21 protein-coding genes, 3 tRNA genes and 1 pseudogene are annotated in these 23286 nt (G+C 39.7%); 7 read left to right on the plus strand and 18 right to left on the minus strand.

All coding sequences use genetic code 11. From position 1 onward, the window contains the following. The first annotated feature begins 339 nt into the window (after positions 1-339). Positions 340-2130 carry an arginine--tRNA ligase gene (gene argS, locus F935_RS14575; protein ID WP_016139587.1) on the plus strand — a complete coding sequence of 597 codons (1791 nt, stop codon included), beginning with the start codon at positions 340-342 and terminating at the stop codon, positions 2128-2130. Between the two features lie 155 nt (positions 2131-2285). Continuing rightward, positions 2286-2900: an SPOR domain-containing protein gene (locus F935_RS14580; RefSeq protein WP_016139588.1), complete on the plus strand. Its 615-nt coding sequence runs from the start codon at positions 2286-2288 to the stop codon at positions 2898-2900. A 40-nt stretch (positions 2901-2940) separates the two neighbouring features. Here the strand turns inward: F935_RS14580 and F935_RS14585 are convergent, their stop codons facing one another. The 8 genes from F935_RS14585 to guaA all read right to left on the minus strand — a co-directional run bounded on the left by F935_RS14585 (position 2941) and on the right by guaA (position 9185). Next, entirely contained in the window at positions 2941-3609 is a 669-nt protein-coding gene (locus F935_RS14585) for a glutathione S-transferase family protein (RefSeq protein ID WP_016139589.1), read from the minus strand. A gap of 112 nt (positions 3610-3721) precedes the next feature. Continuing rightward, positions 3722-4129: an OsmC family protein gene (locus F935_RS14590; protein ID WP_016139590.1), complete on the minus strand. Its 408-nt coding sequence runs from the start codon at positions 4127-4129 to the stop codon at positions 3722-3724. Next, the gene (locus F935_RS14595) at positions 4126-5073 is read right to left on the minus strand and encodes a pirin family protein (protein WP_016139591.1); all 948 of its coding nucleotides are present in this window, start codon (positions 5071-5073) and stop codon (positions 4126-4128) included. Before F935_RS14595 ends, F935_RS14590 begins: the two co-directional genes overlap by 4 nt. Positions 5074-5231: 158 nt before the next feature. After that, positions 5232-5537 carry a DUF3861 domain-containing protein gene (locus tag F935_RS18915; protein ID WP_016139592.1) on the minus strand — a complete coding sequence of 102 codons (306 nt, stop codon included), beginning with the start codon at positions 5535-5537 and terminating at the stop codon, positions 5232-5234. A gap of 21 nt (positions 5538-5558) precedes the next feature. Continuing rightward, a complete protein-coding gene (locus F935_RS18920; RefSeq protein WP_016139593.1) occupies positions 5559-5948 on the minus strand; it encodes a transcriptional repressor in 390 nt (129 codons plus the stop codon). Positions 5949-5961: 13 nt separating this feature from the next. After that, complete coding sequence (locus tag F935_RS14610; protein ID WP_016139594.1) at positions 5962-6477, minus strand: PadR family transcriptional regulator; 516 nt, start codon at positions 6475-6477, stop codon at positions 5962-5964. A gap of 302 nt (positions 6478-6779) precedes the next feature. Beyond that, a complete protein-coding gene (locus F935_RS14615) occupies positions 6780-7289 on the minus strand; it encodes a DinB family protein (protein ID WP_035366544.1) in 510 nt (169 codons plus the stop codon). Positions 7290-7616: 327 nt separating this feature from the next. Continuing rightward, on the minus strand, positions 7617-9185 hold the full coding sequence (gene guaA, locus F935_RS14620; protein ID WP_016139596.1) for a glutamine-hydrolyzing GMP synthase: 1569 nt from the start codon (positions 9183-9185) through the stop codon (positions 7617-7619). Between the two features lie 385 nt (positions 9186-9570). Between guaA and F935_RS14625 the strand changes: the two genes are divergently transcribed. Further along, entirely contained in the window at positions 9571-10788 is a 1218-nt protein-coding gene (locus F935_RS14625) for a DUF445 domain-containing protein (protein ID WP_171068146.1), read from the plus strand. Positions 10789-10854: 66 nt separating this feature from the next. Here the strand turns inward: F935_RS14625 and F935_RS14630 are convergent, their stop codons facing one another. Further along, a complete protein-coding gene (locus F935_RS14630) occupies positions 10855-11292 on the minus strand; it encodes a DoxX family protein (RefSeq protein ID WP_003655588.1) in 438 nt (145 codons plus the stop codon). 194 nt (positions 11293-11486) lie between these two features. Here F935_RS14630 and F935_RS14635 point away from each other — a divergent pair, with 194 nt between their 5' ends. Then, positions 11487-12134 (plus strand): DedA family protein, encoded by a 648-nt coding sequence (locus tag F935_RS14635; RefSeq protein WP_016139598.1) that lies wholly within the window; start codon positions 11487-11489, stop codon positions 12132-12134. Here F935_RS14635 and F935_RS14640 read toward each other — a convergent pair whose 3' ends face one another. The 5 genes from F935_RS14640 to F935_RS14660 form a co-directional block, all read right to left on the minus strand. Further along, positions 12135-12725, minus strand: a complete 591-nt coding sequence (locus tag F935_RS14640) for a LysE family translocator (protein WP_016139599.1) — start codon at positions 12723-12725, stop codon at positions 12135-12137. Between the two features lie 214 nt (positions 12726-12939). Next, positions 12940-13326, minus strand: coding sequence for a hypothetical protein (locus F935_RS14645; protein ID WP_004795328.1), 387 nt, complete (start codon positions 13324-13326; stop codon positions 12940-12942). A gap of 10 nt (positions 13327-13336) precedes the next feature. Further along, positions 13337-14179: a ParA family protein gene (locus F935_RS14650; RefSeq protein ID WP_016139600.1), complete on the minus strand. Its 843-nt coding sequence runs from the start codon at positions 14177-14179 to the stop codon at positions 13337-13339. 76 nt (positions 14180-14255) lie between these two features. Beyond that, entirely contained in the window at positions 14256-14648 is a 393-nt protein-coding gene (locus F935_RS14655; protein WP_016139601.1) for a SirB2 family protein, read from the minus strand. An 11-nt stretch (positions 14649-14659) separates the two neighbouring features. After that, entirely contained in the window at positions 14660-14968 is a 309-nt protein-coding gene (locus F935_RS14660) for a BolA family protein (RefSeq protein WP_000051228.1), read from the minus strand. Between the two features lie 229 nt (positions 14969-15197). Here F935_RS14660 and F935_RS14665 point away from each other — a divergent pair. The 3 genes from F935_RS14665 (at position 15198) to F935_RS14675 (ending at position 15517) form a co-directional block, all read left to right on the plus strand. Then, a tRNA-Gly gene (locus tag F935_RS14665) sits at positions 15198-15273 on the plus strand. A 46-nt stretch (positions 15274-15319) separates the two neighbouring features. Further along, a tRNA-Gly gene (locus F935_RS14670) sits at positions 15320-15395 on the plus strand. Between the two features lie 46 nt (positions 15396-15441). Continuing rightward, a tRNA-Gly gene (locus F935_RS14675) sits at positions 15442-15517 on the plus strand. Positions 15518-15684: 167 nt separating this feature from the next. Here the strand turns inward: F935_RS14675 and F935_RS14680 are convergent. The 4 genes and pseudogenes from F935_RS14680 to F935_RS14695 form a co-directional block, all read right to left on the minus strand. Continuing rightward, a pseudogene (locus F935_RS14680) lies at positions 15685-16447 on the minus strand (4'-phosphopantetheinyl transferase family protein). Then, complete coding sequence (locus F935_RS14685; protein WP_016139603.1) at positions 16447-18300, minus strand: alpha/beta fold hydrolase; 1854 nt, start codon at positions 18298-18300, stop codon at positions 16447-16449. Before F935_RS14685 ends, F935_RS14680 begins: the two are co-directional and overlap by 1 nt. A gap of 52 nt (positions 18301-18352) precedes the next feature. Further along, complete coding sequence (locus tag F935_RS14690) at positions 18353-19627, minus strand: DUF1302 family protein (RefSeq protein WP_016139604.1); 1275 nt, start codon at positions 19625-19627, stop codon at positions 18353-18355. Further along, complete coding sequence (locus F935_RS14695) at positions 19624-23274, minus strand: outer membrane lipoprotein-sorting protein (protein WP_016139605.1); 3651 nt, start codon at positions 23272-23274, stop codon at positions 19624-19626. Before F935_RS14695 ends, F935_RS14690 begins: the two co-directional genes overlap by 4 nt. Positions 23275-23286: the final 12 nt, after the last annotated feature.

Below are 23286 nucleotides of genomic sequence, written 5' to 3' on the forward strand. Positions count from 1 at the left end.
AATAAGTAATAAATATCAATATTTTAATAACTTTATATTTTTAAGAAATCTTTTCTTATCTTAAGTTTTAAAGCCCAAACTATATATTTTAATACTACTATATATTTCTATAGGAAATAATAGTGAATTTACCATCTAATTTATTGATCAAAAATCTCCAGAAGGCTTGTATTTGTTTGTTTTTAGAATAGGGAAGTAATCTACCCTACAATATTCATTTAAGAAATAATCCCCAGTAAGTTGCACAAAAAGAATTACTGGAATATTAAATCCACTCCCCTAACGCATAGGAAATTTGCTATATTTGACGTTTTTCTGCGACATCTATTTTCGATTGATATGAATACGGCAATACAAGCAGCTCTCGACCATGCAGTGCAAAATCTTCAACAAGAAGGCGTGCTTCCTTCCGACTGGAATAACACAAGCAACTTAACGCGCACCAAAGACCGAAGCCATGGCGACTTTGCTTCTAATATTGCCATGATCGGCTCGAAAGCTGCTGGTATGAAACCACGCGATTTAGCTGAGAAAGTTCTAGCTGCATTACCAGAAGTAGCAGATATCAGCAAAGCTGAAATCGCAGGCCCTGGTTTTATTAACTTCTTTTTAAATGCAGATCAGCGCTTTGCTATTCTTGACCAAATTCAAGCACAAAAAGAAATTTTTGGTCGCAGTCAGGTAAATGCAGCGAAAAAGATCCAAGTCGAATTTGTTTCTGCAAACCCAACGTCTAGCCTACATGTAGGTCATGGCCGTGGTGCTGCATATGGTATGACTGTTGCCAAGTTACTTGAAGCAACTGGTGCAAAAGTTGACCGCGAATACTATGTAAATGATGCTGGCCGTCAAATGGATATTTTGGCGACTTCTACTTATTTACGTTATTTAGAATTACTTGGCCAAAGCCTTGTATTTCCTAAAAATGCCTACCAAGGCGATTACGTTAAAGAAATAGCACAGACTATTATTGATAAAGATGGCAATGCCCACCTTCGTGAAGTGGCTGATGTCTATAAAGATGTACCAGAAGACGTGCAATATGCAGAAGAACTAGATAGCGATGGCAATAAAGTTGTTTTGTCTGGCGACAAAGAAAAACATATTGATGGCCTTATTGCGAATTCACAACAATTACTAGGTGAAGGCTACCGCGTATTCCACCAAGCAGCTCTTCATGCCATTTTAGATGATATTAAAGATGACCTTGCTGACTTCGGTGTAACCTTCAATCAATGGTTTAGTGAAGCATCTCTTAGTGCAAAAATTGATGAAGCTTTAGAAACACTTGATCAACGTGGCTTCCTTTATGAAAAAGATGGCAACATCTGGTTTAAATCGACTGAATTTGGCGATGAAAAAGACCGTGTTGTTAAACGTCGTAATGGCCAAACTACATATTTTGCATCAGACATTGCATACCACTTAAATAAATTACAACGTGGTTATACCGACCTAATCGATATTTGGGGTTCTGACCACCACGGCTATATTTCTCGCGTAAAAGCAGCAATTGATGCGATGGGTTACGACTCTAAAAAATTAACTGTACTTTTGGTTCAGTTCGTAAGTTTATGGCGTGGCGGCGAGATGGTTCAAATGTCATCTCGTTCAGGCCAGTTCGTGACTTTACGTGACTTACGCAAAGAAGTAGGTAATGACGCCGCTCGTTTCTACTACGTGATGCGCAAGAGTGAACAACACATTGACTTTGACCTTGACCTTGCTGTTTCACAAAGTAAAGACAATGCTGTGTATTACATCCAATATGCACATGCACGTATTTGCCGTATGTTAGAAAAAGCGCTCAGCACAGGCTTACAATTCGATGTAAATGCTGCACGTACACATGCCACTCGCCTATCTCTTGATGCTGAAACTGAGATTCTTGCTAAATTAGCAGCTTATCCAGACGCAGTATTAAGAGCTGCAAATGCATATGAACCACATCAGGTCGGCAACTACCTAAAAGAGTTAGCTGCCTTGTTCCACGCTTGGTACAATGAACATAAAGTATTAAGCGATGATGCTGAGCTTACACAAGCACGTTTATTACTTTCAATCAATGTACAACAAGTGTTGCGCAATGGTTTAGAATTGCTTGGTGTATCTGCACCAGAATCTATGTAAAAATTATATTGCATGGCAGTAAAATAAAGGTCATGCAACATATAGTAAGCAGTGGTTTGTAGAGTTAAAATAGCTAATACGAACCACTGTTTCGGCATCGTAATACGAGAATCAAACTCGAATTAAAACAATCAAAATACAGAGGAATAATCCACGTGTTTGGCAAAACGCAACGCGGTGTATCTGAAAGACCTAATAAGCCTAAAAAACCCCTAATTCCCAAGTGGTTAGGGACACTTGTCGCTATTTTGGCGGTCTTATGTATCGCTGTAATGCTTATGCTTTGGAAACCTTGGCAACCTGTTCCTGCAAAAAATCAGATTACTTCTGAACACTATCAAGAAGAAGACACAAATAAAGACTATCGTTTCTACGATCTATTACCCCAACAGCAAGTCACACCTATTCCGGAACAAGCGATTCCTGAAAGCAAAAATCAAGGTACGGCCATGATTGTTGAGGCACCAAGTGCAGCTCAACCAGCAGCTTCAGAAAGTGCAGGAATTGATGACAATCAAGCAGCTGCAACTCCTCAGCAACCTACTTATATTTTACAGGTTCGCAGCTATAATGACCCAGATCAGGCTGATGCTCGCCGTGCAGAAATCATTTTAAATGGCTTATCTGCAGATGTAGTTAAGAATACTGAAAATGGAAAAATATGGTACCGTGTCATTTCAGGACCTTATGACTCCCAAGATGCTGCATTGGCTGCTCAACAGACCTTACAACATAGCGGCATTGATTCTATCGTGATCAAACGCAAGTAAACTGCAAATAAAAAAGGAACAAGTGATTGTTCCTTTTCTTTTATATATCAGCACAATTCCTTTCATTAGAACCCATTCCCTTTTGTTTCGCCTTCTGAAACGCGGGTCTTTGCTGAATACGATGTAAAAAAGCCTGAATATTAGGGTATTTCCCCTGCAAACGTGATTGCAAAGCTTCCAGTGGGAAACTCATCTGAATATCAGCAAACGAAAAATCACCTGCGAAATATTCATGCTCTGCCAAATAGTTTTCTAAAAAACTAATATGATCTTTCATACGTGGGCGAACAAAATTTGCCTTCACCCCTTCCGTGATTTTTTTTGCTACTGGTTGAATTAACCATGGTACATGCTTGTTTACACTATTCATGACCAAAGTCATGACTAATAGTGGCATAAGTGAGCCTTCAGCATAGTGCATCCAGTAAATATACTGCTGTAAATCTTGGGGCTGTGTAGGTTTAAATTGCTGCTTCTGATCGTAACGCTGTTGTAGATACTCCAAGATCACAGCCGACTCTGCGATGACTTGGTCATCATCTGTCAAAATTGGAGCTTTACCTAAAGGGTGAATACATTTCAATGTTTCTGGAGCGGAATAGTTAGGTAAGCGTTGATAATAATGAATATCATAATCTAAGCCTAATTCTTCTAAAGCCCATAAAATTCGAAACGATCGCGAACATTCCAGGTGGTGTACACTAATCATGTTATTGCCTGCTTTTATTTTTCTTTTTACATAAAAAACAGCATGTGAACATGCTGTTTTATTCCATTTGTGGGATGGATATAAAATCATCCACCTCAACAAAATAGCATTTTTAAACTGTAACAAGCACAGTATGAATGTCTAAACTACGTAACAAAGTTTTAGTGACTGGCGTTTTACCACATACCGTTAAGATTTTTTGCTGAAGTTCTTCATCTGGCAAGTCTTTAAAAACAATACGACGTTCTATATGTTCTTCATGCTCTCTATTAGTATGAAAATCAATTTCAACCGAGAACTCACCCAAATCATAATCTTTATGCTTTGCATACATTCTTAAAGTAATGAGCGTACACGCGGCTAAACTTCCAGTAAGTAAATCATAAGGTGCTGGGCCTTGATCTTGCCCTTCAAGCTTTTCAGGCTCATCACAAAAATATTGATGGCGACCACTGGTGATTTCGCCCTTCCATTGCTCAGCAAGAGGCTTTGCTTTACTACTTGCGATTACTGCTGTCATTTTGATGCTCTCATTTGATCTGGAAGAACAGGGGCTTCTAAACGTGCACCCACATAATCTGGAATTTCACCAAAACGCGCATCATGGTTAATCCATTGCTCACGCGCTTCTTTTAAATCATCCATAGTACGTGCAACAAAATTCCACCAGAGTAAAATTGGCGTTTCAAAAGGTTCACCGCCAATCAAAAGAATACGATTGCCTTTTTTTACTTCAATCTCAATTTCACTCAGTCCAGTATCTAATACAACCATGTTGTCAGCAGTTAACTCATGACCATTCACATGGGCACTACCCTCTAATGCCATAAAACCATATTCATAATTAGGATTTAATGGAATACGAGTTTTAGTATCTTCGATAGCAATTAAGTCGACGCCAACTAATGGTGTATGTACCACTACTGGAGAAGTAGTTGCCAAATATTCACCCACAAGAACAGTAAATTCTAGACCATCTTTTTCAACAACAGGTAACTCTGGGTAATGTTCAAATTTCGGATCCATATTGCGCTTATGATCTGGCAAAGCAATCCAGAGCTGCGCAGCGTGCATTTGAGTTTCTGTGTCAGGTGCAACTTCTGTATGTGAAATGCCATGACCTGCCGTCATTAAATTAACTTGCTTAGGACGAATCAGTTGTTTTGAACCTAAGCTATCAGTATGCATCATGGTTCCTTCAATCATCCAAGTGAAGGTTTGCAAACCAATATGAGGATGAGGGCCAACATCTAAACCATCACCCGCTGGAAAAGACACTGGACCTGCATGATCTAAGAAACACCACGCACCAATCATTCGCTTTTGTCGGCTAGGTAAAGCCCGCTTAATGACTGTCCCTTGTCCAATTTCAGCAGAGCGAATTGGAAATTCCTGAAGAAACTGATTGGCAAATTTCTCACAATCCTTTGAATCAGAAATATCGTAATCATTATTATTGCTCATGATATTACTCTCTTTTACCTATGCTTTTGCAATGAGTTGTTTTAGTGATCTTAACAATACACTCATTATTCAATATAGTCTTTTAGTAATACACAGGGTGTTATGAATGAGACAATAATTTTTTAATTATAGAAAAATCAAGGCTGCATGAAAAATACTTAAGCAGATTGATCTTTCACGAGCTGTTTTAAATTTTTCATGAATTGTCCAAATTGTGGGAAAAATTCTTGAAATAGAGGATGATCTCGATTTTCCAACATAACCTCGCTAAAAAGCTTTAGCCCAACTCCAAAAGATTTTGTAGTTTCATCATCAAAAAAATCTGCTTTTTTTAAGCGCTCGACAATTTCAAAGATATCGTCATGATTTCCCGTATAGAACTCAAGACGTTCCGTATAGGTAGAGGCTTCTCCTTTCGCATTTTTTAGATGTTGTACAGTGACATGATATTGATGTTGTTTCATATATAAATTCTCTATTTAAAATTAATGACTTTGAATAATTTCAACCTGTTTAAGGTCGACTTGAAACTCTGTAAACACTGACTGTAAAGACGCTAAAAATTCCTCTTGTTTAGCGGCCGTTAAATCTGTACAGCGAATTTGCAATAATTGATTATTCTCGACTGTTGGCAGATTAAATTTAGCTTCGTCCCGTTGCGGCTGCCGATTTGAAATTAAACCTGCTTCTACTAAGTCATTCACCACCCGATAAACTGTGGCTAAACTTAATTTCTGTTTTTGTGCATATAACTTTTGGTAAATCTGTTTGACGGTCAGATCTTCTGTTTGTTGCTGAATTAAAGACAAAACAGCAAGTCTTGGATGAGTGACTTTTAGGCCCGCTTCTTTGATTTTATGCTGTAGCTCCAACATTCCACTTCCCCACTTATAATCGTCCAATCGCAACCGCAGCTTGATCAATTTTTTCAGCAATTTGATAAATCTGCTCTTGCTGTAAACCTGCCGAGTTCAATTTCAAACGTAAGGCAGTTTTTAAGTTTTCCATTGCACGGTGAATTTCGATTAATTCATCATTACTGTGGATTTCCCGCCTTAAGCGTAATTTTTCTAATAACTCTGTTAACTTGTCTTGTTGCTCAGTTAAGTAAGCTTCACCGATTTCAGTGATCTGATATTGCTTACGCTCTACATCTAGCAAATTAATCAAATTCATTTCTTCAAGACTGGTTAACGTTGGATAAATTGTTCCAGCACTCGGCGTATAGCCATCACCCACCAAGTCACTTATTTCTTTAATAATTTCATAACCATGCTTAGGACTTTTCTGAATGAGATGAAGTACTAAAAGTTTCATACGACCTGCTTCAAAAAGTCTTCCACGGCGCCCTGAACGGTGATGCTCGTTGTGTTCAGCATGATGATGTTCTGATTGTTGTTTCATCTTTTAAAACCTAAAAATGATCAATTTATAATTATTAAGATATATCTTAGTATATCTTTTATCAAGTATAAGTAATAAAAATAGATTTATCACCCTGATAATTATTAAAATTAATTTCCATCTTTAAAAGTTAAGTAATAAAAAAGAGTGCTTAAGCACTCTATCTACTAACAATACTCAACAAATATATTTATAAAACAACCAAATTATTTCGAATGCCACCTTTGTTCTTTTTCAGTATCCTGATAAGCCTATGACTATCTGAAAAATAATAATTTTAAATTCAGATATCAACCATTATGTTAAATGTGATGATTTTCTTCGATTAGCATATATACCAAATCAAGCTCAGGACAATCATATCCCATTGAGGTTAGGGCTACGGTGACTTGTCCTCTGTGATGAGTTCCATGATTAAAAACATGTAATAGTGTTTCAGCATATGGCAGGCTCATCTCTTTACCAGTAGATGTTTTGTACTGTAGATCATATTTAAATTTTTCAATATCAACACATTTTAAAAAACTTATCCAATTACTAGCCTTATCTTCTAACTGAAATATCAACTTGTCTTTATCATTCTCTATGATGGTATTTAGCTTTAATATCGGTGAAGGTTTACCTAAAAAACGAGGAAACCAAAGATAGTGTTCACCAACAAGTAAATGATTTAAAGTTCCGGCGATACTTTTGAAATAAAGTCCGCATTCAGCATTGAAGTCGTCATTAGAAACATTCCTCAAAACCTGATTTAATTTTTGAGTAGACCAAACGTTGTATCGAGCTAATAATTCAAAAGTATTTAAATCCATTAATAAAGAACCTGTTATTAATTTGCCTAAAATTAACATAACACGGCTTATATGAAATTAAGTTAAAGCCTTTAGTAAAAATCAAATATTTAAAACTTTCACTTCATTGTAAAACAGCAAAAAGCCGACTTTTCTAAGTCGGCTTTTTATTAATTCATTCTAGAAACTTTTCTACCGCGAGCATTTTGCACTTTACTTAAAACAATGCTTTAAGTTCGTTCATGGCATAAATTTAGCTAAAAGCTACTGCTTTTAGAGAAACCTCTGCCGCGAGCATAGCTCTTGGCGTAAAATCGGCCAAATGCATTGCATTTTGAAACTCCGATTCTACTCCCACTCAATCGTTGCTGGTGGTTTAGATGACACGTCATATACAACACGTGATACATCTTTAATTTCGTTCATAATACGAGTTGAGATTTTATCAACCAATTCGTATGGTAAATGTGCAAAACGAGCTGTCATAAAGTCAACTGTTTCAACTGCACGAAGTGCGATCACCCACGCATAGCGACGACCATCACCTACTACCCCAACTGACTTAACAGGTTGGAATACAGCAAATGCTTGAGCTGTTTTGTCATACCAACCACTGTCGCGAAGCTCTTGCATAAAGATGTCATCAGCAAGACGAAGAATATCTGCATATTCTTTTTTCACTTCACCCAAAATACGAACACCTAAACCAGGGCCCGGGAATGGATGACGGTAAATCATGCTGTGTGGCAAGCCAAGCGTTGTACCTAATTTGCGTACTTCATCTTTAAACAAGTCACGTAAAGGCTCAACCAATTCAAATTCTAAATCGTCTGGTAAACCACCCACATTGTGGTGAGATTTAATAACGTGCGCTTTACCTTGTTTGCTTGCAGCAGATTCGATCACGTCTGGGTAAATCGTACCTTGTGCCAAGAATTTCACGCCATCAAGTTTACGTGCTTCTTCGGCAAAAACTGCAATAAACTCACGACCAATGATTTTACGTTTTTTCTCTGGATCAACTTCACCAGCCAATGAAGTTAAGAAACGTTCTTCAGCATCTGCACGAATTACACGGATACCCATGTTTTCAGCAAACATTTGCATCACTTGGTCACCTTCATTTAAACGAAGTAAACCGTTGTCAACAAATACGCATGTTAACTGGTCACCAATTGCTTTGTGCAAAAGTGCAGCAACTACAGATGAGTCAACACCACCAGAAAGACCTAAAAGAACTTTTTCATCACCAATTTGTTTACGCAGCTGTTCTACACGTAAGTCGATGATGTGTTCAGGTGTCCAAAGACCACCACATCCACAAATTTTATGAACAAAATTTGCAATTAATTCTTCACCTTTTGCCGTATGCGTTACTTCTGGGTGGAATTGCACACCGTAGAAACGGCGTGTTTCGTCACTTACAGCAGCAACTGGACAACTTGGCGTGCTTGCAGTAATGCTAAAACCTTCTGGAATCTGGCTCACTTTGTCGCCATGGCTCATCCAGACATGAAGTTGGTCTTCACGGTCTTGTAAGTTGCCAATCAGTTGGTCACGTTTAACGATATCAACTTCGGCATAACCAAACTCATGTACAGTACCCGGCTCAACTTTACCGCCTAACTGTTCAGACATGGTTTGCAAACCATAGCAAATACCCAATACTGGAACACCCAACTCAAACACCACTTGCGGTGCACGTGGGCTGCCTTCTTCATGCACACTCTCAGGTCCACCTGACAAAATAATGCCATTTGGCTTAAAAGCGCGAACGTCTTCTTCAGACATATCAAAAGCATACATTTCAGAGTAAACACCGGCTTCACGTACACGACGTGCAATGAGCTGGCTATATTGAGAGCCGAAATCCAGAATCAGGATACGATCTTCAGTAATTTGAGTATTGGTAGTCATGACAAACCACTAAATGGCAAAAGAATTAAGCGCGCCATTTTAACATTTTTCACGCTTCGGCGCACCGCAAATCATCATATATCTTATTTTTTTCATTTTTGAATCATTTCTATTGTTGAATTCTTTGACACAAATCAATATTTAACTATATTTATCAATCATCTGGATTAGTCTTAAAAACTTCACACGTATTGATAAATTCATCACATTCTATTCAACATCACCATGAATTTGATGTTAAGATGAGCCGATAAAACAGGCATTACCATGGAAAGGTAAATACCATAAGCGATATTTGTCTGTGCTTAAACAATTATCCATTTTTATGGCTTGTTGCCCCCTATCAAAATCAATAGAAATCCAAGGAACAACAATGCTTCAAACTATGATTGCAGATTTCCAGCAACATTTTTGGTTGTATATCTCTATTCCTTTTATGAGTGGTTTAATTGGCTACATCACCAAGGTGATTGCCATTCAAATGATGTTTTCGCCACTTGAATTTAAAGGCATTAAACCATTTCTAGGTTGGCAAGGCATCGTGCCACGCAAAGCCGAGAAAATGGCAACAATTGCTGTTGAGCTCATGACAGCCAAACTCATTAAACCTGAAGAAATTTTTGCACGCCTAGATCCTAAACGTATTGCCAAAGAAATAGAAAAACCACTGCTTGCGGCAGCTGAAGATATTACCCGTGATGTTGCGCAAGAATATCAGCCGGGGTTATGGGAAGGCATGCCAGAGTTTGCGCGTCAAAGACTCATTCGTCGTGTGCAATCAAAAGCGCCCGAGATTGTTGAACACATCATGAGTGAAGTACAACGTGATGTGAACCGATATTTTGATATTAAACATCTTGTTATCAGCAACTTACTCAAAGACAAACGCCTACTCAACAATATTTTTAAGCGAGTAGGAAAACAAGAATTTAAGTTTTTCAGTAATGTCGGATTTTTCTTCGGTTTCGGTATTGGTGTAATTCAGATGCTGTGCTGGATTGTCACGCAAGGTAAATACCCTTGGATGCTGCCAATGTTTGGCGGTTTTGTGGGTTTTTTCAGTGACTGGATTGCATTACAAATGATGTTTAGACCACTTTATCCTAAGAAAATATTAGGTTATACGTGGCAAGGTTTGTTTATTAAACGTCAAAATGAAGTTGCAGCCGACTACGCAGCTTTAATTTCAAAACAACTTTTAACTTCACGACACATGATGGAAGAGTTATTTTCTGGTACACATTCTGCGCGTGTTATTGATCTGGTTAACCGTCATGTTAAACAAGAAATTGATATGCAAGCAGGTGTTATTCGCCCATTAGTTGTATACGCAATTGGCGGAGAAAAATATCAAGATATGAAATCGCAAGTTGCTGAACGCATTCTGCAACGACTTCCAGAGACGATGAAATACGTAGAGTCTTATGCAGAAGATGCTATGAACATTCGCAGTACCTTAATTGAACGTATGCAAAAATTAACACCATCTGAATTTGAAGGTATGTTACGTCCTGCGTTTAAAGAAGATGAGTGGGCACTCATTGCAGTAGGTGCAATACTTGGTTTTGTTGTTGGGGAATTACAAATTCAGTTCATGCTCTAATTTTACAATCCTGGAAATAAAAAAACCGGATGAATTGATCATCCGGTTTTTATTTTGTCTTGAATATTATTTCTCGATTGCATGATCCAGACTAATACGTCCAGCGCCATGAAGCATCAGGAAGAATAAACCACCCGCCATTGCAAGGTTTTTCATGAAATGGATGCCATTGTTATATTGTGCTGCCGCATCGGCACCACCTTGGTGGAATAAAAATGCAGTAAGAATACTAAAGATTCCAAGCCCAAAAGCTGCAAAGCGCGCTTGGAAACCAAATAACAAGGCTAAACCACCACCAAATTCAACCAAGATCACTAAAGGAAGAATTCCCGCTGGAACCCCCATTGCTTCCATATATCCAGCAGTTGCTGCATAACCAGTAATTTTCCCCCAACCCGCAACAAGGAAGATATAGGCGATAAGAAGACGCGCAACGAGGCTAATAAAACTATCTGCGCCTGATTGCGTTACGATATTTTTGACCACTACATTTGGATTAAACATATTGCCACCTTTATTTAAATACTTATTTATTGATGAGCTCATTCTAGGTTTAGGACATTGATAATTAAATAGTCAAAATCCATATATATCGTTGCATAAACGAGATGATCAATTTGTATTTTTTTGATGTTTTATACTGACTTTATATAGGCTCACTGCTAGGATTTGAGCACGGTTTACCACTTGCTCTTATCATGGAACTTCTTGATTTTATTCTACACGTTGATCAACATCTCGCCGAATTTATTATAAATTACGGGACGTGGATTTATGGCATTTTATTTTTAATTATTTTTGTTGAAACCGGTTTAGTGGTTATGCCCTTCTTACCGGGAGATAGTTTGCTATTCGCAGCTGGGGCTTTAGCTGCATCTACAGGTGCGATGGATCCATGGGTATTGGGTACTCTACTCTTCATTGCTGCCGTTTTAGGTGACACGGTAAACTACCATATTGGACGCTTTATTGGTCCACGTGTGTTTGAAATGAATTCCCGATTCATCAATAAACAGCACTTAGTTAAAACTCAAGAATTCTTTGCGCGCCATGGTGGAAAAACCATTATCTTCGCGCGTTTTGTTCCATTTGCCCGTACCTTTGCACCCTTTGTTGCTGGGGCTGGTAGCATGAACTATAAGTTCTTCCTAACTTATAATTTGATTGGAGCACTCTGTTGGGTCGCTTCTTTTGTAACTTTAGGCTACCTATTTGGAAATATGCCAATCGTTAAGGATAACTTTACCCATCTTATTTTCGGCATCATTATTATTAGTGTTTTACCAGGCATCATCGGATTTATACGTGAAAAACTCAAAAACCGAAAAGCCAATGTTCGAGACTAATTAAAAGAAACGGAATACCACCGGAAGCATACATAAAATGAGTAACATGGCCGATCCTTTATATAAATGATCGGCTTTTATTTTTTTAATTGGTCCCGCTAACAATGCCCGTCCAAAAATCATCCAGAAACTGGCAGCTGGAATTAGGATTAATGTAAAAACACCAAATACCATAAGAAAATTTTCAGGTGAATTCCATGCTTCAGCAGGAAAGATGCCAGCTGCAAACAGCAAAGCTTTAGGATTTTTTAAGGTTGATAAGAATAATTGACGAGGGCGAATATTGCGGTGACTTTGACTGAACTGTTGTAAATGCGTGTTCTTCCATAAGTGAAAAGCAAGCCAGAATACATAGAACACACTCGTAATATGCAAAATGAGCAGTAATGCTGGCCAAATTGGAGCAGCCAAATGAATAAATACAGCCCAAAAGCTAATACCGTAGGCATAGCCTAACCATTCCATTGGGATAAGCCAGAATGCTTTAGATAAACCTTGAGAATGAGCAGCGGTTGCAAGTAAAGCATTTGTCGGCCCCGGAATGAGCAAAACAGCCAACATTGCCAATACAAAAAACCAACTCTCAATCATAAAATTTCCACAACATCCAAGATGGGGCCACCTTAAACGAAATAGGCAAAATATAGCAAGTTTGTGAGGGCTTTTGATTATAGAAAATACAAGATTTATTAAGCTTTAAAATTTAAAATACATTGATTTATATTAATTTTATTATGAAACATTTTGCTAAACTTTATTCATCACAATATGCCTTCATTAGCATATTGTGATGCAAAATCGACTACTAATTAGTCTTTTTCCGTACAATAATTGGGCAATTCTTAAACTGAGCAGCCTGAACTATGGCTTCTTGCTGACCTAAAACACGTGAAAGTTCGGTATTTTTCGTTGAAGAAGATTGTCCCATATTTACAGAGATAGATGGACCGAATCCCCAACCGCCTCGTCCCCAACCACCGCCGAGTCCAAGTCCAACACCCATACCGGTACTTTTCGGAGTTTGTACGCCATTATCGATATATTGTTGGATACGGTTATATTCACTTTGTAGCTGCTGACAGCCCAAAGATTGATATTGAGTCGGAGACACGTAAGTCGGTTTTACTGTCGTAGCACAAGCGCCTAGCAATAAAGTGGCTGCCACCAAAGGCGCAATATATAAGCCTTTCATCATTTTTCTCTTATCGTTTTGGCTCAATTTCACCAAACAATGTCTCATAAGCTTGAGTCAATTTATGTTCTGGTGCCAAATGAGCCAAAGGTAAATTTTTCTGATGCGATTCTTTCATTAAAACCGAAGGCGGTAACATGCTATTAAGTACAGGCAACCCTTCATCTTTTAACTGCTGAACCACTTCCCGAGGTAATTTTGCTTGAGCTTGAAATTGGTTGACGACAATTCCTTCAATTTCCAAGCGATCATTATGATCATCTTGCGTTTCGAGAACATTTTCAATCAATGTTTGTAACGCGCGCTTTGAAAAGACATCACAATCGAAAGGAATTAAGACTTTATCTGCTGCTATGAGTGCCGATAAAGTAAAAAAGTTAAATGCAGGTGGTGTATCTATATAGATACGATCATATCGTCCAATTAAGTTTTGAATTGAATCACGTAATTTATAAATTTTATGTTTACTTTCAAGTGCATGCTCAAGAGCACCAAGTGTAGGGCTAGCAGGAAGCACATCTAATTTTGCAAAGGGAGTTGAGTGTACAAAGCTATCAATATCTTTATTTCGTGGGGCTTTTAAAATCGAACCTAATGCATTACCGATTAAACTCTTTTGTTGATTGTTTCCCAACACATCATCAAAGAAATTTTCAATATTTGGTTCTAAAATTGATTTTTCAGCAGAATAAGTTGCGTCATCCCCTAAAAGGTACTGACTAGAGTTGGCTTGAGGATCAAGATCAATGACCAGTGTCCTGAAACCATGTTTGGCACTAATTGCGGCCAAATTTACAGTAATACTTGATTTCCCTACACCGCCTTTTTGGTTAAACACCACACGAGTTAACATGTTTCCCTCTGCATATTTTTTTACTGTACGCAGTTTAACCTAGAGCTTAAGCAAAAAGGCAAAGAATGTAGAACAATTAAGCAAAAACAGGCTTCATAATCACTAAAATAATAATAGCAATAAATGCGATAGCGCTAATCATTAAACCCGCCCTACGCTGTGCCAATGAAAGAGTGTCATCTTTTTTAAAGGCTTTCATCAGAGAAGATAACAAGACTAAAAATAGAATAATTTTAGCGTAAAACCACGGCTGTACCTGAAAGTCTTTCATGACCAATAAAATTGCGCCAGTAATAAAAACTACGGTAAATGATAGATGCTGTAAGGCAACTAATATTTTGCGTCCCGCCGGATTTGGTTGCTCCCCTTGCACGCCCACAAACAGAGTTGAAGCGCGTAAGATAAAAACCATAAGTGCGGCAGCCACCGCAGTCATATGAATAATTTTAGTGAGTAAATGTGCATCCATGAAATTAGCCCTTAGCTTTTAGGTGCATGTGCACATTCTGGGCTAGCAGGTGCCTGACCTTGCCACTCACTTGGTAAATAAGCATGAATTGCTAAAGCATGAATTTGACCTGGATTCATTAAGTCGGAAGCTAAGGCATAAACTTTTTGATGGCGTTGAACTAAACGCAACCCGTTAAATTCTTCACTCACTACAATCACTTTAAAATGTGACTCTTTACCTGGGAAATAACCTCCATGTCCAGCAGACTCATTGATGACTTCCAAATGGCTGGGCGCAAGGGTTTGTAACCGTTCAATCAATTGTTGTTCAAGGCTCATAGCTTTTCCTTTACGATTATTCGTATATTTGAACCTAGTATACCCTGTCTACACACAAACAAAAGTTGCTCTTGTACGCTTTGACTCCAAACAAAATGTCTATTTATTCGGCAACTTAACGATAAAAATACATCTAATTGCTCATTTCTGTTTTTATTTTATGCAATCAGCATATTTATTTGCATAAAGTTGTTGACCCATGTTTCGCTTAATGTATTATAAGCGGCACGCGGGAATAGCTCAGTTGGTAGAGCATAACCTTGCCAAGGTTGGGGTCGCGAGTTCGAGTCTCGTTTCCCGCTCCAAATTGGTTTTTTTTTGAGAAAGTTTTCGTAAAAACTGCTTATATATGCGGGAATAGCTCAGTTGGTAGAGCATAACCTTGCCAAGGTTGGGGTCGCGAGTTCGAGTCTCGTTTCCCGCTCCAAATTGGTTTTTTTTTGAGAAAGTTTTCGTAAAAACTGCTTATATATGCGGGAATAGCTCAGTTGGTAGAGCATAACCTTGCCAAGGTTGGGGTCGCGAGTTCGAGTCTCGTTTCCCGCTCCAAATTTAAAAAGCCCTAGTCGAAAGACTGGGGCTTTTTTCTTTTTATTGATTCTTAATTTTTGCGATCTATGTATTCACAACATACTTTATTGAGAATGGCTCAATTCAAGGCCAAGTATTTCATTACTAGATTCACATTTTTAAATCATCAGTTATAACGATTCAATCTAGCTATATTTACAAGGCATTGGGGGTTATTTGATGCTTAGATATAAAAGGTAATAATTGAAAGCACTCCAAACTAAATCTTTCTAGGCTACTACTTTGTTGTAAACAAATAGAAAAGATGAAGTTAGAATCATATATATAACTTTCAAAATAATACTCTTCTGTCTTTTGAGCATCATTGGTTGAATCGAGAAACTGTATATGTTCAGGCAAGATATGAAAGTTGAACATTTTTAAATGACGGCTCATTCCTTCTCCAGTACATTTGATATAGGCTTCTTTTAATGTCCATATTTGAAAAAATCGCTGGTATACACTGGATGAATCAGTGAGTTCTTTCTCTTTAATCCATTCAATTTCACTTAGTTGTAACACACTATCGACACGCCTCCACTCGAACTCAGGATCCACTTGTTCAATATCGACTCCTATTTCCCCTTCTTCAGTCACAGCAAGAATAATAACGTCCGCTGAGTGAGTAAGATTAAAATACACAGCCTTGCTGCCTTGTACAAAAGGCTTACCGTTGGGATGTAATTGGAGCTTGATCTCGTAGGGTGAGATGCCTAGCTTATCCGCCAAGACAGTCTTCACTAACACACGAGAGATCAAGAAAAGACGAGCCGCCTTAGGGTGATATTGATCATATCTCAGCTTCTCTGCCGAACTGAGAAAGCCGAGATAATGACTCAATACCAAATGGTCTTGTGGTACCCGTGAAACTGGGCAGACATAAACCTGCACTTGGGCACGATCAGACATTAAGAAGCTGTGGTGCTGTTGTACTTCTTCAGAACTGGTGCGAGGTAGTCAGAAACCGCGTCTACATGTGTAACGTGTGGATTATGGCCTGCGCCTGCAATGATATGTACAGGGATATCTGAGCTTATTGTGGTAACAATTGGGTCGTTCTCCCCCACAATGATTTCAACTTTAGATCGAAGCTCATTTAACAAAGCTGTTTGAATTGCTCGCTGCTGCGGCAAACTAATGCGGTGCATATACTCACTAATATGCTTGGCTACCGACACTCGACGTAAAGAATCCATCGCATAACCAACAGACGGATTTTGTTGTCCATCTGGATGTAGATCTTTAGCAATCATATCTTTAGGCACAAAACGGAAAATCAGATTAGATATAGTTTTTATCTGAAACATTTTAGCGGCCTGCGCCTGAACAAAATAAGGCGATATTAAAATAAGGCGTGCAACTTTATCTGGATATTTCTTTGCAAGATTCAACGCAAAAAGACATCCTAACGAGTGTGCAACAACAACACTATTTGGCGCTAAAAGCTTTGAAGCAGCATCGATAAACTGACGGTTGTTATCTTCCATCACCTCATAACTACCTGAACGTCCAAGTCCCGGTAGGTCCATCATAGCGAGCTGATCATTTGTAATTTTATTGATGATTGGAGACCAACATGCGCTATCAAATGGAATCCCATGTAAAAATAATGCAGATGAGGTATCAGAACTAACCGGCTGTTTAGTATAGATTTCTGACCAATATCGATTCTGATAGCTGAAATGACTAGGTGTTGGTACTTGCATACGACCAAATCGTGTAAGCACTAAACGATCAATCCAGCGAGAGTAATAGGGACTGATATTGATTAGGTCCGCGATACCCATTTTCGCTGCCATCGCCTCTGCCCCAGCGACATTGTAGTGCTCGGTAGAAATGAAAGAGAGTTGCTCTTTGGAACCGTCAAGCAGTACCTCAGGCAATTTCTTTAATAGACCTTTGGGTAGTTGTAAATGTGGTGCGCTGACTCCTAAGTGCTCGGCAGCTAGGTGAACTAAGCTATGAAACTTGGGTGTCGCCGGATCAAGCAACATATACTCCTGAGCGATGGTCTCAGGATAAGACATCGTTCGGATCAGAAAGCTTACGATATACTGCATATTGCACAGTGGCAGGAATGTATCACGACCACCTGGCAATGCCAGCAGACGTCCCTGATATAGCTTATCAATCATGTCAGCGACACCAATATATTGCATGTCGCCATATGTATAGAAACCATCAATAACTGTCGCCGGATTTATTGCAGTCCATGGCACATTTAAACGCTTACAGGCCTCAATGAAAGCTTGATGACCCAAAATTTTTGAAGCTTCATAGCCACCGTGTTTGCAATACAACTCATCAGCCGACTCTTGTGGCGGAGCAGCCACACGATATCCACCAATCCAGATAAATCGCTCAAGCTGCTTCAATGTTGCAGCCCATTCAATCAAAGCGAGTCCTGACTTAATATTGGTACGCTCAGCTTCAGCTTTGCTAATGCCCCAATTAAAGGATGCGGCAAGATGATAAATCACATGGATCTTTGCCTGAGCATCGGCGAGCAGAGAGTCCAGTTTAAAGTCTCGGCTTAAATCATATTCGACAAACGAAATAGATGGATCAACCAACCCTTCTGTTGCAATAAAGCCTAACAGCTTATCTTTCTTGGTTGTGGCATTACGCAGCGCAGCAATCACTTGATGACCTTCACGCAGAAGATCAACGATCAACCTACTGCCAATAAAACCTGCTGCACCTGTTACTAATATGGTCTTCTGTGAAAAATTATCTTTTTTTGCGTTATTTAAATTATCCATAAATCACCTTATTAGGGACTGCAAACTCCAGCATTATTTGGAGCGAATTATCTTAAAAATTATATCGAACCTGAGCATACACCAGACTGTTATCTCTAAATTGCCCTAACACCGTGTCATTTCGGCCCCAGAAGCGATCTCCACCAGCATTCAATTGCCAGTGATCATCAAGGCTGTAATTAATGCGTACTCTCAATAATTCAGTAGGCTCTGGTGCAAAGTAGAATCCTGTTACTTCTAATTTCAGATTATCATTCAGTAAGTTAAGTGCATAGCGCAGCATAGCTCCATACTGATTCTGCTCATATTGGTTACTGATTGTTTGCTGATAACGGTAGACTGCACTCAATGATGGATTTGTTAGGCTGTCGGCAGATCTAAAGTCCTCCGTATGTTTGTATACGCCAACCAAACTTAGCGTGGAATTCTTCAATGCTAATTCTGGCCCCATGACCACGGTCAGATTATTTTTTTTATGCGTAATATCTTCGCTACCGTTCGAGTCAGTGTGTGTATATGCCGCTTCACCGCGCCACACGATATCGTTATGGTTATAGCTGAAATCAAATCCATAGACGGACATAGGATTATTTTTCAGTTGCAATGTAGCTTCCCCTGTTGGAGATGCTGAAAGAACTGAAAGATCAGGCATGTGATCCAAACCTGAGAAATACGATGCCCCAACATCTAAACCATCTACAGAGTAATCCCATCGCACTGCAAATGCAGGACGGCTCTTCTTATCTATTTCATACTGGACACCAGAAATCTGACGCAATGGAATTACATCTGATCGACTACGCGGATACCACAATGCTGTCCATTTATTGGTTCCTGATTCAGGAATATATGTCAATTTGAGAGCATCATTTCCAAGACGTTGATCTGTCTCCTCTGGCACCAGCCGCGTATAGTCACGGGGCGATAGATTATCCGTTGGGTTAATCCCATCAGCTCTCCCCCAGACTACAATCTGGCGACCAACGTCGACATAGACTGTCTGATCCCAGTTATAAGAAGCGTACAACTCGCGTAAGTTGCGATTCACTTTGCTCACCTGATCTGGGTTTACAGTATGGTCCGTTTCGTCTCCAATATTTATGTCGTAATGGATCTTAAACTCTGGATTAAACTTGAGCGTACCATTGGACCAGAAACTTGCTTGTCCAATGTTTTTTAATGAACTTAAATCACGATCCGATGACCACACATCGAATCTGGCCGAGTTCTGGCTCACAAAACTAATTTCGCTGTCATCTGCATAAGCATGCTGCAGTAGCATAAAGCTACTGCAGCATGCAAATACCCAAAAGGTACCTTGCGTCATTTTTCAAGACTCTGCGGTGAGAAAATCTTATCAGATAAGGTTTTTTCTGCGACAAAATCACTAACGATAACTTGTGTCATATGCTGAGTTTGTAGGTTCTTCGCCATAGATTTCATGGCCTGCCATCTTGGTTTCACTTTGCCGTAAGGGCGGATATCAGTGAACTCAATATGCTTTAATGGCTTACCTGCAGTATCCCAAATGTCGATGGTTGCTGTAACGAAGTTGTCTTTCATTATGCACATGCGACGTTTGCTATAACCAAAGTCACTCTTCACAGTATTATTGATTGGCGTTGCTTCAATCATGTAGCAATCTTTGCCATTAAATTTACCATCTGCCAGTTTAGTGTACTTCCAGTCACTTAGCTTATAACCAAGTACATCACCATAACTAAAGTCAGTACCAATAAAAGCATCGCCTTTATTCGCCGATGCCAAACGGCGTACTTTTTTCAATGCAGGCAAATAGACAAACATGCTATCGCTGCCTTTTGAGTTCTCAATCAACAGCGTCGTGGTTCCTTGTACATCTGCTGGTGAGATGAATTCAGTCAAACGCATATTGTTCTGAGTATTTCCAGCTAGCTTAGTCATATTTTTAGTCAAACGGACACGTTGCTCGCCGCTTTTAGACGTCAGCACAAATTTGGCACTAGCACTTGAACTCAAAAACTTAGAGGCGTCATCACTACGATTAACAATATCTTGAACTTCATCTGCATAAGATGTTTTAGGCATCGACATTGTGAGTGCCGTACCTAACAAGAGGCTTGTTACAACAGTTTGCGCAACGGTAATGCTCTTCTTATTTGAGGGAAAGATAAAACGAGGTTTCAAGATTAGAATCATTGTAGGTACCATAATTAAGGTTGCAAATACACTGAAAAGCATCGCAATTACAATAAACATCGCTAGCCATTGATGCACATGGAAGCCTTGCGATAGGGACAATACACCATACCCACCAGCAACAGCCGTCGCGACAAAAAGCGAAGCCTTACCAGCCGTACTTAACGTTTTACGAATAGCATCTTTGATATCACCACCCTCTTCACTCAAGATTTCACGCAAGCGATAGAGGAAGTAAATGGCATAATCGGCACCAATACCAACAGCCATGGCGGAGATAAGGGAGTTCGGAATATTGAGCGGAATGTCGAGCCAGCCCATCACACCAAAGATCGCAAGAATCGAGAATAGAAGTGGCGTCAGGACAATGAGTCCCGCAGAGAACGAACGGAAAACTAGCGCTGAGATAAAGAATACGGCAAATGAAATCTGTAGAATGTTCATGAGCTTGCCGTGAACCATCGTTTCAGTCAAAGCAATGGTTTGAGTCACATCGCCACCAAAACTTACGACAGCTTTATCACCCAATTGACCCGCCATATACGTTTTTAGCGACTCAAGGATTTCTTTAATACGGTGATTACTACCTGTTTTTAGCAGAATCGTGATCTTGGCATAACGCTGAGTCGTATCAATGTAAGATTCAAAATCAGTCGGCTCACCAGACATTGAATACAACAACAGATACTGAGCAACCACATCTTTGGTTGCTGGAACCTGAAATGCTTGTGGCTGATCGGCATTCATTGCCTGATTCATTCTTTTGATATAGTCCACAATAGAGATGGTTTTACCAACCTCTGGAATTGAATTCGCGAACTTCTCTGTATTATCAATTGCTTTTAGGATGTCTGGGTTTTCAATACCATCACGAACTTTAGTATCGACCATGATGTAGAGACTGTTTGTGCCACCAAGAGACTGATTCAAGAATCTGTCGTCTTGTTGCATTGGTAGATCGCGCGAGAAGAAGTTGCGGCTATCGTTATCTACCACAATACGGCTAGTACCTAGAGCAAGAAAAACACCCAATACTGCAATCGCAGTCATTAGCATCATTCGCGGACGAACTGACAAAATGACATCACCAATGCGTTTTGGAATCCAGTCCCAGATCGGCAAACCTTTGCGTGCAACCTTAGTAACCGAAGGCGGTGGTAGCATCGAGCGAAGTACAGGAATAAAAGTCATCTCAATGATCAGCGTACTGATGATCCCGATTCCTGTAAAAATACCAAATGAGCGAATAGTCGGAATATTAAAGGTCAACAGCGAGAAGAATCCAGCCGCTGCAATTCCGCCAGCCAATATCATAACCGGACCAACACGAACCATAGACTGCACCACGGCTTCGCTATTTGCAGCTTTAGGCTCCATCCCTTGGGCGATCAGACGATCAAAGTCTTCATAGTATCGCTTGAGCAACTGCACGGCGTGCCCTGCCGCGATGGCCAGAATCAGAATTGGTGTAGGAGAGTTAAAAATATCCATTGGCTGTTTGAATAGACCCATCATACCCATACCCCACGCCACAGCCAGTAAAGCTGTAACTAGTGGAAGGATCAAACCCTGCTTACTGCGGAATGCTTCGAAGTGCAATAACCCAATGACCAGTATAGCAATCGGGAACAAGATGTTGATACGCTTAGAGTAATCTTCGGCTTTATCTAAATAGACTGGATTACCACCAACACTGATGGTCATATCCTTAGACTGTTCAGCCGCTACGATTTTGTTGATCGGGCCCATCATCTTTTGGAAGCCCTCTGGACTTTCCTCAAGCTCAAGCAAAATAGCAGCAGTTTTCTGATCTTTAGATACTACCGAATTCATGTAGATTGGATTCAGTGCCAGCAGTTTTTTCAGCTGATCAACATCACTCTCGGTTACAGAACTGTTCGGCAGTAGTTTCTTGGCATCAAATCCATCTGAATTGGCGGTGATCCCTTTGGCCTGACGTGCAGCCAGACTCATTAGAGTAGATCGAACCACACCCGGAGCATTATCAACTTCTTCGGTAATGCGTTTGACTTTTTCTAACACTTGCGGCTGATAAATATCACCCTGCTTCGGGGTAATACCAATCACGACCATGTACTTAGAGCCGAATTTCTTTTCAATCAGCTTGGTCGAGGTGATATAAGGATGTCCTTTAGGGGCAAGCGCGTCTGGATCAATAATAATTTTTACGCCAGATGCAAGGTATGCTAAGGCAATGGTCAAGAGCATGACCACTGTCAGCACAATACGGCGATGTTTGAGAATCCAACGCGAGTATTGTTCCATCACCTGATGAGTCTTACGAAGTGGTTTAGTGGTCTCATGCGTTTGCTTACCATCTTTACCAGCCGACTCATAGGCTTCGCCCTTCTGAGCCAATGCTTCAAGATTAGCAACATCTTTCTTAAACTGAGCAAGAACCATCTTTTTAAGCAGCGCTGGAGGCAATACACCAAAAAAGCTGCCTGGCTCAGCCTCAAACACCCACTCAATCCATGTACCTTCAGGATGTGGTTTGAAGCGGTAAGTACCTGTGTAGAGGAAAGGTCCTTCCACGACTTTGAACGCATACAATTCGTTCGGTACTAGATGTGTGATTTCACCTTTAAAGGACATCTCACGTCCAATAAAGCTAAAACCGATTTCATACTTGCTGCCCACACGTGGAGTATTGTCTAGCAGTTCTGAATGCTTACACGACAATTGCCAGCCTGCATCATTGGCTGGGTTTGCAAGGTAGTTGAAAACCTTGTCAATCTCAGCCGGTATGAGGAAAGCATGTTCTATGGTCACCATAGTGGTTCTACC

This window comes from Acinetobacter calcoaceticus ANC 3811, assembly GCF_000399665.1.
Lineage (GTDB): Bacteria > Pseudomonadota > Gammaproteobacteria > Pseudomonadales > Moraxellaceae > Acinetobacter > Acinetobacter calcoaceticus_B.

Coding starts and splice junctions, on each gene's coding strand:
- F935_RS18915 (WP_016139592.1), bottom strand. CDS start 5,537: ATGAAACAACATCAATATCATGTCACTGTACAACATCTAAAAAATGCG.
- F935_RS14635 (WP_016139598.1), top strand. CDS start 11,487: ATGGAACTTCTTGATTTTATTCTACACGTTGATCAACATCTCGCCGAA.
- F935_RS14610 (WP_016139594.1), bottom strand. CDS start 6,477: ATGAAACAACAATCAGAACATCATCATGCTGAACACAACGAGCATCAC.
- F935_RS14640 (WP_016139599.1), bottom strand. CDS start 12,725: ATGATTGAGAGTTGGTTTTTTGTATTGGCAATGTTGGCTGTTTTGCTC.
- F935_RS18920 (WP_016139593.1), bottom strand. CDS start 5,948: ATGTTGGAGCTACAGCATAAAATCAAAGAAGCGGGCCTAAAAGTCACT.
- F935_RS14655 (WP_016139601.1), bottom strand. CDS start 14,648: ATGGATGCACATTTACTCACTAAAATTATTCATATGACTGCGGTGGCT.
- F935_RS14595 (WP_016139591.1), bottom strand. CDS start 5,073: ATGAGCAATAATAATGATTACGATATTTCTGATTCAAAGGATTGTGAG.
- F935_RS14685 (WP_016139603.1), bottom strand. CDS start 18,300: ATGGATAATTTAAATAACGCAAAAAAAGATAATTTTTCACAGAAGACC.
- F935_RS14690 (WP_016139604.1), bottom strand. CDS start 19,627: ATGACGCAAGGTACCTTTTGGGTATTTGCATGCTGCAGTAGCTTTATG.
- argS (WP_016139587.1), top strand. CDS start 340: ATGAATACGGCAATACAAGCAGCTCTCGACCATGCAGTGCAAAATCTT.
- F935_RS14630 (WP_003655588.1), bottom strand. CDS start 11,292: ATGTTTAATCCAAATGTAGTGGTCAAAAATATCGTAACGCAATCAGGC.
- F935_RS14695 (WP_016139605.1), bottom strand. CDS start 23,274: ATGGTGACCATAGAACATGCTTTCCTCATACCGGCTGAGATTGACAAG.
- guaA (WP_016139596.1), bottom strand. CDS start 9,185: ATGACTACCAATACTCAAATTACTGAAGATCGTATCCTGATTCTGGAT.
- F935_RS14660 (WP_000051228.1), bottom strand. CDS start 14,968: ATGAGCCTTGAACAACAATTGATTGAACGGTTACAAACCCTTGCGCCC.
- F935_RS14645 (WP_004795328.1), bottom strand. CDS start 13,326: ATGAAAGGCTTATATATTGCGCCTTTGGTGGCAGCCACTTTATTGCTA.
- F935_RS14590 (WP_016139590.1), bottom strand. CDS start 4,129: ATGACAGCAGTAATCGCAAGTAGTAAAGCAAAGCCTCTTGCTGAGCAA.
- F935_RS14615 (WP_035366544.1), bottom strand. CDS start 7,289: ATGGATTTAAATACTTTTGAATTATTAGCTCGATACAACGTTTGGTCT.
- F935_RS14650 (WP_016139600.1), bottom strand. CDS start 14,179: ATGTTAACTCGTGTGGTGTTTAACCAAAAAGGCGGTGTAGGGAAATCA.
- F935_RS14585 (WP_016139589.1), bottom strand. CDS start 3,609: ATGATTAGTGTACACCACCTGGAATGTTCGCGATCGTTTCGAATTTTA.
- F935_RS14625 (WP_171068146.1), top strand. CDS start 9,571: ATGATTGCAGATTTCCAGCAACATTTTTGGTTGTATATCTCTATTCCT.